Below are 6,480 nucleotides of genomic sequence, written 5' to 3' on the forward strand. Positions count from 1 at the left end.
CTTTAGTACCGACGGCGCGGACGGTGCGACATGCCGATCGATCGATACGCGGACGCCGTCTCCGACCTCCACCCCGATCGCGGCGAGGTCGCGACGGCCGAACTCGTCGTCACCGACGACGTGCTCGTCAAGGCGTTCGTCCTCGGTCCGGACGCCGAGGTCGACCCGCACGAGCACGCCGACGCCACCAACGTCTTCCACGTCATAGAGGGGGAGCCGACCGTCCGCAGCGGCGACGCCGAGGAGACGCTCGCGGCGCCGGCGGTGGTGCCGAACGAGCGCGGCACCGTCCACGGCGCCCGAAACGACACCGACGCGCGAGCCGTGATCACGGCGAGCCTCTGCCCGCTCGGCTGATGGACGGCGAGATCGATCCCGACGACCTCGCGGCGCTGCTCGCCGCCGACGAGGAGGGACTGCGCGTCGTCGACATCCGCGACCGCCGGGCGTTCGACCGGGGACACATCCCCGGCAGCGAGAGCGTCCCCTTCCCCGAGCTGACGACCCGCGTCGCCGAACTCGAAGGCGCCTCGCGGATCGTCACTGTCTGTCCTCACGGCGTCGCCAGCAGGCAGGCGGCTGACCTCGTCGGAAGCTACGCCGGCACCGCGGACGCCCGCGTGGAGAGCCTCCGCGGCGGCATCGAGGCGTGGGAGCGCGACGTGGGGGACCTGGTGGCGAATTCGGACACAGACGCGTCTGCGACCGGCTCTGATTCCGACGAGGGGCCCGACGCGCCCTTCTGACGCCTCTCTTTCCCTCGTTTCACCTCTCTCTGCTCCTCACTCCCCCTCGTTCCCCTATCAGATGGCGTGAACGCGCGCCGTCCAGAAGGAGCGGAAGGCGTCGTCGAGCGCGTCCTCCGGGTCGCCGGTGGCGTCGGCGGCGGCCGTCACGTCCGCGTGCTCGCGGACCTCGCCGAGCACGCTGCGTTCGCCGACCGCGATCACCCGTTCGACGTCGGAGTCGACGGCCGCGAGCGACCGGCCGGCCTCCTTCAGGTGGTCGTCGATCTGTCCCTCGCGACGGCGCTCGAAGCGCCCCTGCGAGAACCCTCCCTTCGAGTGGGCCTCCTTCACGTCCGAGGTGAACCCCTCGAACGAGACCCGGTCGTCGCCCTCGTACACGCCGAGCGCGAACGTGTCGGACCGGACCAGCGCGAACGCGAACCGGCCGGTCGGGCGGAACCACGCCTCGTCGAGCCGGAACCGGTCGTCCCAGCCGTCGAACGGCTCGGGCTCCAGCGCCGGCGAGACGGCGGCGCTCACCGCGTCGGCGTCGTCGGCCACGACGACGGCCGGCGCGGCCCGTCTGACGAGCCGGGACCGGTCGCCGAACCACTCCGAGACGGTCTCGGGTACCGCGTCGTCGTCGGGGACGAACGCCGTGAGCAGCCCCTCCGGGTCGGCGCTCCGGACGCCTCGCAGCCGGTCGAGGACGTCGCGCAGGCGGTCGCCACGCACGTCCGTCACGCGACGGAACTCGACGGTCGCCTCGTCGCTCGTCGTCCGATCGAGCCGTTCCTCCAGCGACTCGATCCGGTGTTCGAGCTCGTTGACCCGCCGCTCGGCGCGCTGTCGGTCGGCGACGGCGTCCGACCGGCGCTCCTCTTCGGCCTCGACGCGCCGTTCGAGGTGGCGGTTCTCCGATTCGAGCTCGTCGATCCGCGCTTTGAGCTCGGCCCGGCCGAGCAGCCTGTCGAGCATACGCGAGGTGGCGCGGCCGACGGGCAAAAATCCCCGTCTACTGGGATCCGGCCACCAGTCGTCTCTCGGCAGGTCGTCCTCGGAAGTCGGATCGAACCGACAGACGAAAGTCGCCTCGTCGCGGACGTTTGGCCATGAGCGACGAGGGCGAGTCCGACGGCGACGAGGTGGTTCGGGCCAGCGACGTCGGCGGAGACGGTCCGCCGGTAGCGGAGAAGCCGTACAAGATCATCTTCGAGGCGAACAAGTGCTTCGGCGCGGGCAAGTGCGCCGAGGTCGCCGACAACTGGGAGATGGACGTCCGGAGCGGGATGGCGAAGCCGCGCTCGTACTACGTCGGCGAGGACGATCTGGCGGAGAACGTCCGCGCCGCCGAGGTGTGCCCCGCGAAGAAGGAGCGCGGCGTCATCCACGTCGTCGACCGACGGACGGACGAGGAGATCGCGCCGGACCCGCACGGCGACGGGACGCTCTCCGTCGACTGGTGAACTGTCAGTTCCGCCTCGCGTCGGGTCCGAAAGGGGTTTGACCCACCCGCCGGTACCCGAACCCGCGCGGGGGTGGCTGAGCCTGGCCAAAAGCGGCGGACTTAAGATCCGCTCCTGTAGAGGTTCGAGGGTTCGAATCCCTTCCCCCGCATGCTGTCGCGAGCACTCCGCGAGCGACAGCACTCGGCCTAGGAGGATTCGAATCAGAAAGGTCGCGCGCAGCGAAGCGAGCACGTCCGACCGTGGTTCGAATCCCTTCCCCCGCATGCCTGCGGCGAGCAGTTGGCGAGCCGCAGGCTTCTGCTCTCGAAGGGTTCGAACCCAGAAAGACGCAGCCCGGACCGGCGAGCGAAGCGAGCCGCATGCCCGGACCGTCTTTCGTTGGTTCGAATCCCTTCCCCCGCATGCTGTCGCGAGCACTCCGTGAGCGACAGCACTCGGCATAGAGGGGATTCGAATCGAGAAACCGCTCCCGAAGGCATATGTCGACCAGTCGCGATTACGCGTACGATGGCTACCGATGAACCCTCCGTCCCGATCGTGTGTACCGAGTGCGAGACGGAGACCCGGGTCCCGTTGTCCGACGTGACCGACGCGCTCGCGCGGCACAACGACGGGAAACACGACGGCGAAGAGATAGCCGAGGTCGATCCCGGGCTGAAAGACCAGCTGGCCGACCTCGTCGCCGAGGACCTCGGCCTCCTCGACGACGCGTGACGTGGCCGGGCGGCGAGACGGTTCGGTCCGCCCTCAGTCGTCTCGCGCGAACGCGCCCTCGCTCCCGTCCGACACGCTCGCCTGCTGTGCGAGCGCGCCCATCGGGTGGCCCTTGTGCTGGAGGTTGCGGTTGTCCCGCGCCCGCGTCGCCGTCGCCGGAATAACCTCGTCGACCTCCGCTCGGGGACGGCCGGTGTACCCGTGCTCCGGGTGCTCGGAACAGTGAGCCATCGCGTCGTGCGATCCCTCCCACGGCCCCGCGTCACAGTCGTCTGCCGTGCAGACGAACACGATGTCTTCTGACATGTTGTCGAACGATCCGACCAGCTGATACATAAGAGTATCCTTCAAATTATCAGTGTTGATTATAGCTACGCCGTCGAGCCGGATCCGAGCCGCTCTCGACGGCGCGACGCGAGACACACGAACGCGGCTCCGTGTCCGTTCAGTCGCCGGCGGCGCGGGCGCCGGAGAGTTCGACGCTCGTCCCGTCGTGCCGGCAGTGTTCGAGCGCGTGTTTGGCGGCGAAGCCCGCCTCGTGAGCGGACGCGCCCCGGCCGACGCCCACCTGGAGTTCGACGTCGACGTCGCGTTCCACGTGGGCGATCGCGTCGGCGAAGGCGGTCTCGGGGAGGTCGGGACACACCGCGATGACGTTGTCGCCGCCGACGAAGAACGCGAGCGCGCCGTGGGCCTCCCGGAGGTGCCGCATCAGCGAGCCGTAGGTCCGCTGGATGGTGATGAACGTGTCGAACTCGTTGAGTCGGTCGGTGTACTTGCCGGTCGCGTTGACGACGTCGAAGTGCGCGACCTGGAGGTCGGCGTCGGCCGTCTCGGCGAGGTACTCGCCGCCGAGGACCTCGGTCCGGGTCTCGTCCTGCGCGCTCCCCGCGACCTGGAGCCGTCGGTTCGCGGCTCCGAGCGCGTCGATCGGACGCTCGGCGACGGCCGTCCCGAGGCTGATACTGACCGGATACCGGTTCCCGATCGACTCCTGGAGGGTCGCGTGCGCGTCGCCGTCGACGCCGTTCGTCACCGCGACCATGTTGTCGAAACGCGTGGAGAAGACGTACGCGTCGCGGTGGCCGAGGAACTGGGCGACGTCCGCGAAGAGCCGGGCCTGGAGCGTCTGGAGTTCCATCTCCCGGCGGGGCTCCGGCGTCACCGTCCACGGCCCGTAGTTGTCGATCTGGACGAGCGTCACCTGGGTCGTCGTCACAGTGACAGTCAGTTGGGAACGCCGCCGCTTTACGCTTCCGTTATCCCGGTAGTGGAACCAGTATCGAATCTGGAACGGTCTAGACCACCGCCATCGGCGGCAGCGCCACCCCTCGACCGCCGATCCGGCGCGTCCTGGGCCGACGGACGCCCGCCGCAACCCATAGGGCGGTGGCGCCCGGACCGGCCCCATGGAGTTCAGCGGCGCCGTCCTCGACGTCGACGGCACGGTCGTCCGAGGCAACGATCCGATCCCCGGCGCACCCGCGGGGTACCGGCGGCTCCGGGACGCCGGCGTCGAGACGCTGTTCGTCTCGAACAACCCGACGAAGGCGCCGCCGGCGTACGTGGACCGGCTCGGCGCCGCCGGGTACGACGTCGACGCCGAGCAGGTGTTCACCGCCGGCACCGTGACGGTCCGGTACCTCCACGAGCACCACGCCGCCGACGATCTGTTCTGTATCGCCGAGCCGGGCCTCCTGGACCAGATCGCGGCGGCGGGGCTCGCGACGACCGACGACGTCGACGCCGCCGACGCGCTCGTCGCGTCGCTCGACCGCTCGTTCGACTACGACGACCTCTGTGACGCGCTGTGGACGCTCGACCGCGGCGTCCCGTTCGTCGGGACCGACCCCGACGTGGTCATCCCCGCGTCCGATCGGGACCTCCCCGGGTCGGGCGCCGTGATCAACGCGATCGCCGGGGTCGTCGGCCGCGACCCCGACGCCGTCCTCGGGAAGCCCTCCGACCTCGCGATCGAAATGGTCCGCGAGCGGCTCCCGTACCCGCCCGAGACGTGTCTCGTGGTCGGCGATCGGCTCGACACCGACATCGCGCTCGGCGAGCGCGCCGGGATGACCACCGCGCTCGTCCGGTCCGGCGTCACCGACGACGCCGACGTCGAGGCGGCCGGCATCACCCCCGACTACGTGCTCGACGACCTCGGTGACGTCGACCGGATCCTCGGGTAGCCGCCGGTCGTTCCTCCATTCACTTTCGTTTCGTGGCGAACACTTATGTTCGACAGCGTCGTCTCGCGCGACATGAGTGCAGATGGCACGCGGTCGGACGCGGACGACGAGGACGCCCCCGAGCGTCCGCTTCGGCTGATCGAGGGGCACGCGGTGCAGTTCAACGAGTACCGATACTGATCCGGCCGTCTGCGAGCGGCTCCTCCGCCGTCCCGGTTCGCTGTCGGGAGCGTTAAGTGCGCGTCCCGGGTATCCGAGTGCGTGACACGGAGGCTCCGACGCGCGAGTACCTTCGCCGCGGTGGCGGCGCTCGCGGTCCTCGCGCCAGCGCTCGGGAACGCCGCTGCCGTCCCCTTCCTCGCCGTCGCCGGCTTCGCCTTCTTCCGGGTCCGGGACGGCGAGTGGTTCGAGATCCTGGCGCTGCCGGGCGACCGGGAGGAGGAACGGCTCTACGGGTTCGTCTCCTTCGCGCTCGCCAGCGCGGGGCTCGGGCTGTTCGCGTCGGTGCCGTCGGTGCCGCTGCCGTACGAGGCGTTCGCGGCGGCGACGCTCGCGGTCGGCGGCGGCCGGCTCGGCCGCGCGCTCGTCTCCCACCAGGCCGTCACCGCCGACCTCTCGCTCGTCGCGGGCTACGTCGCCGGCGGGAGCGTCGCCGCCCTCGTCGGACAGGTCGCCGTCCGGGCGCAGACGGCACCGGACACGCTCGCGGTCGGAGTTGCCGACCTCGTGTTCGTCGCGGTCGTGGCCGCCCTGACGGCCGCGCTGGTCCGATCGCTGGTGTTCGACCGGGACGCCCACATCACGGTCGTCCTCGTCGGGCTGGTCGCGTGGGGGTTCGTCGCGCTCGACCCGGCAGTGGACGTCCTCCTGCTGGTCGCGGGGCTCGCGGTGACGGCCGCGCTCGGGTACGTCTCGTTCGCGCTCGGGACGGCCTCGGTGCCGGGAATGTTGACCGGCGTGCTCTCCGCGCTGCTCGCGGTCGTCCTCGGCGGTGTGGGGTGGTTCCTCACCCTCATGGCCTTCTACGCGATCGGCGGGCTCGCCTCGAAGTACCGGTTCGACGAGAAGGCCGACCGCGGCGTCGCCCAGGAGAACGAGGGCGCTCGCGGCACGGGGAACGTGCTAGCGAACTCCGCGGTCGCGCTGGCCGCGGTCGTCGGCTACGCGGCGACCGACCACCTCGGGGTGGCGGCCGCGCCGTTCGCCTTCGCGTTCGCCGGGGCGACCGCGACCGCGATGGCCGACACCCTCTCTTCGGAGGTCGGCGGGCTCTACGACGAGCCGCGGCTGATCACGACGCTGCGTCGGGTCGAGCCCGGTACCGACGGCGCCGTGACGTGGCAGGGCGAGCTGGCCGGGATCGCCGGCGCGCTCCTCGTC

9 protein-coding genes and 1 tRNA gene are annotated in these 6,480 nt (G+C 70.6%); 7 read left to right on the forward strand and 3 right to left on the reverse strand.

Annotated elements, in window-relative coordinates; genetic code table 11:
• Positions 1-30 precede the first annotated feature (30 nt).
• Both GJ633_RS03065 and GJ633_RS03070 read left to right on the forward strand, forming a co-directional pair.
• Positions 31-357, forward strand: a complete 327-nt coding sequence (locus tag GJ633_RS03065) for a cupin domain-containing protein (RefSeq protein WP_156587048.1) — start codon at positions 31-33, stop codon at positions 355-357.
• Positions 357-746: a rhodanese-like domain-containing protein gene (locus tag GJ633_RS03070; RefSeq protein WP_156587050.1), complete on the forward strand. Its 390-nt coding sequence runs from the start codon at positions 357-359 to the stop codon at positions 744-746. The genes GJ633_RS03065 and GJ633_RS03070 overlap by 1 nt, the downstream gene beginning before the upstream one ends.
• Before the next feature lie 57 nt (positions 747-803).
• Here the strand turns inward: GJ633_RS03070 and GJ633_RS03075 are convergent, their stop codons facing one another.
• Positions 804-1,706 carry a Vms1/Ankzf1 family peptidyl-tRNA hydrolase gene (locus GJ633_RS03075; protein ID WP_156587052.1) on the reverse strand — a complete coding sequence of 301 codons (903 nt, stop codon included), beginning with the start codon at positions 1,704-1,706 and terminating at the stop codon, positions 804-806.
• A gap of 134 nt (positions 1,707-1,840) precedes the next feature.
• Between GJ633_RS03075 and GJ633_RS03080 the strand changes: the two genes are divergently transcribed.
• The 3 genes from GJ633_RS03080 (at position 1,841) to GJ633_RS03090 (ending at position 2,911) form a co-directional block, all read left to right on the forward strand.
• A complete protein-coding gene (locus GJ633_RS03080) occupies positions 1,841-2,194 on the forward strand; it encodes a ferredoxin (RefSeq protein WP_156587054.1) in 354 nt (117 codons plus the stop codon).
• Between the two features lie 66 nt (positions 2,195-2,260).
• Positions 2,261-2,345 (forward strand) — tRNA-Leu (locus tag GJ633_RS03085).
• A gap of 359 nt (positions 2,346-2,704) precedes the next feature.
• Complete coding sequence (locus GJ633_RS03090; RefSeq protein WP_156587056.1) at positions 2,705-2,911, forward strand: hypothetical protein; 207 nt, start codon at positions 2,705-2,707, stop codon at positions 2,909-2,911.
• A gap of 33 nt (positions 2,912-2,944) precedes the next feature.
• Here the strand turns inward: GJ633_RS03090 and GJ633_RS03095 are convergent, their stop codons facing one another.
• Positions 2,945-3,217: a hypothetical protein gene (locus GJ633_RS03095; RefSeq protein ID WP_156587058.1), complete on the reverse strand. Its 273-nt coding sequence runs from the start codon at positions 3,215-3,217 to the stop codon at positions 2,945-2,947.
• A gap of 139 nt (positions 3,218-3,356) precedes the next feature.
• The gene (locus GJ633_RS03100) at positions 3,357-4,130 is read right to left on the reverse strand and encodes a GTP cyclohydrolase IIa (RefSeq protein WP_321168882.1); all 774 of its coding nucleotides are present in this window, start codon (positions 4,128-4,130) and stop codon (positions 3,357-3,359) included.
• Positions 4,131-4,320: 190 nt separating this feature from the next.
• Here GJ633_RS03100 and GJ633_RS03105 point away from each other — a divergent pair, with 190 nt between their 5' ends.
• Both GJ633_RS03105 and GJ633_RS03110 read left to right on the forward strand, forming a co-directional pair.
• Complete coding sequence (locus GJ633_RS03105; protein WP_156587060.1) at positions 4,321-5,100, forward strand: HAD-IIA family hydrolase; 780 nt, start codon at positions 4,321-4,323, stop codon at positions 5,098-5,100.
• A 261-nt stretch (positions 5,101-5,361) separates the two neighbouring features.
• Positions 5,362-6,480, forward strand: a 1,119-nt coding sequence (locus GJ633_RS03110; RefSeq protein ID WP_321168883.1) for a DUF92 domain-containing protein, incomplete at its 3' end; no start/stop codon positions are given.

The sequence above is a fragment of the Halorubrum sp. CBA1125 genome, from assembly GCF_009742825.1.
Taxonomy (GTDB): domain Archaea; phylum Halobacteriota; class Halobacteria; order Halobacteriales; family Haloferacaceae; genus Halorubrum.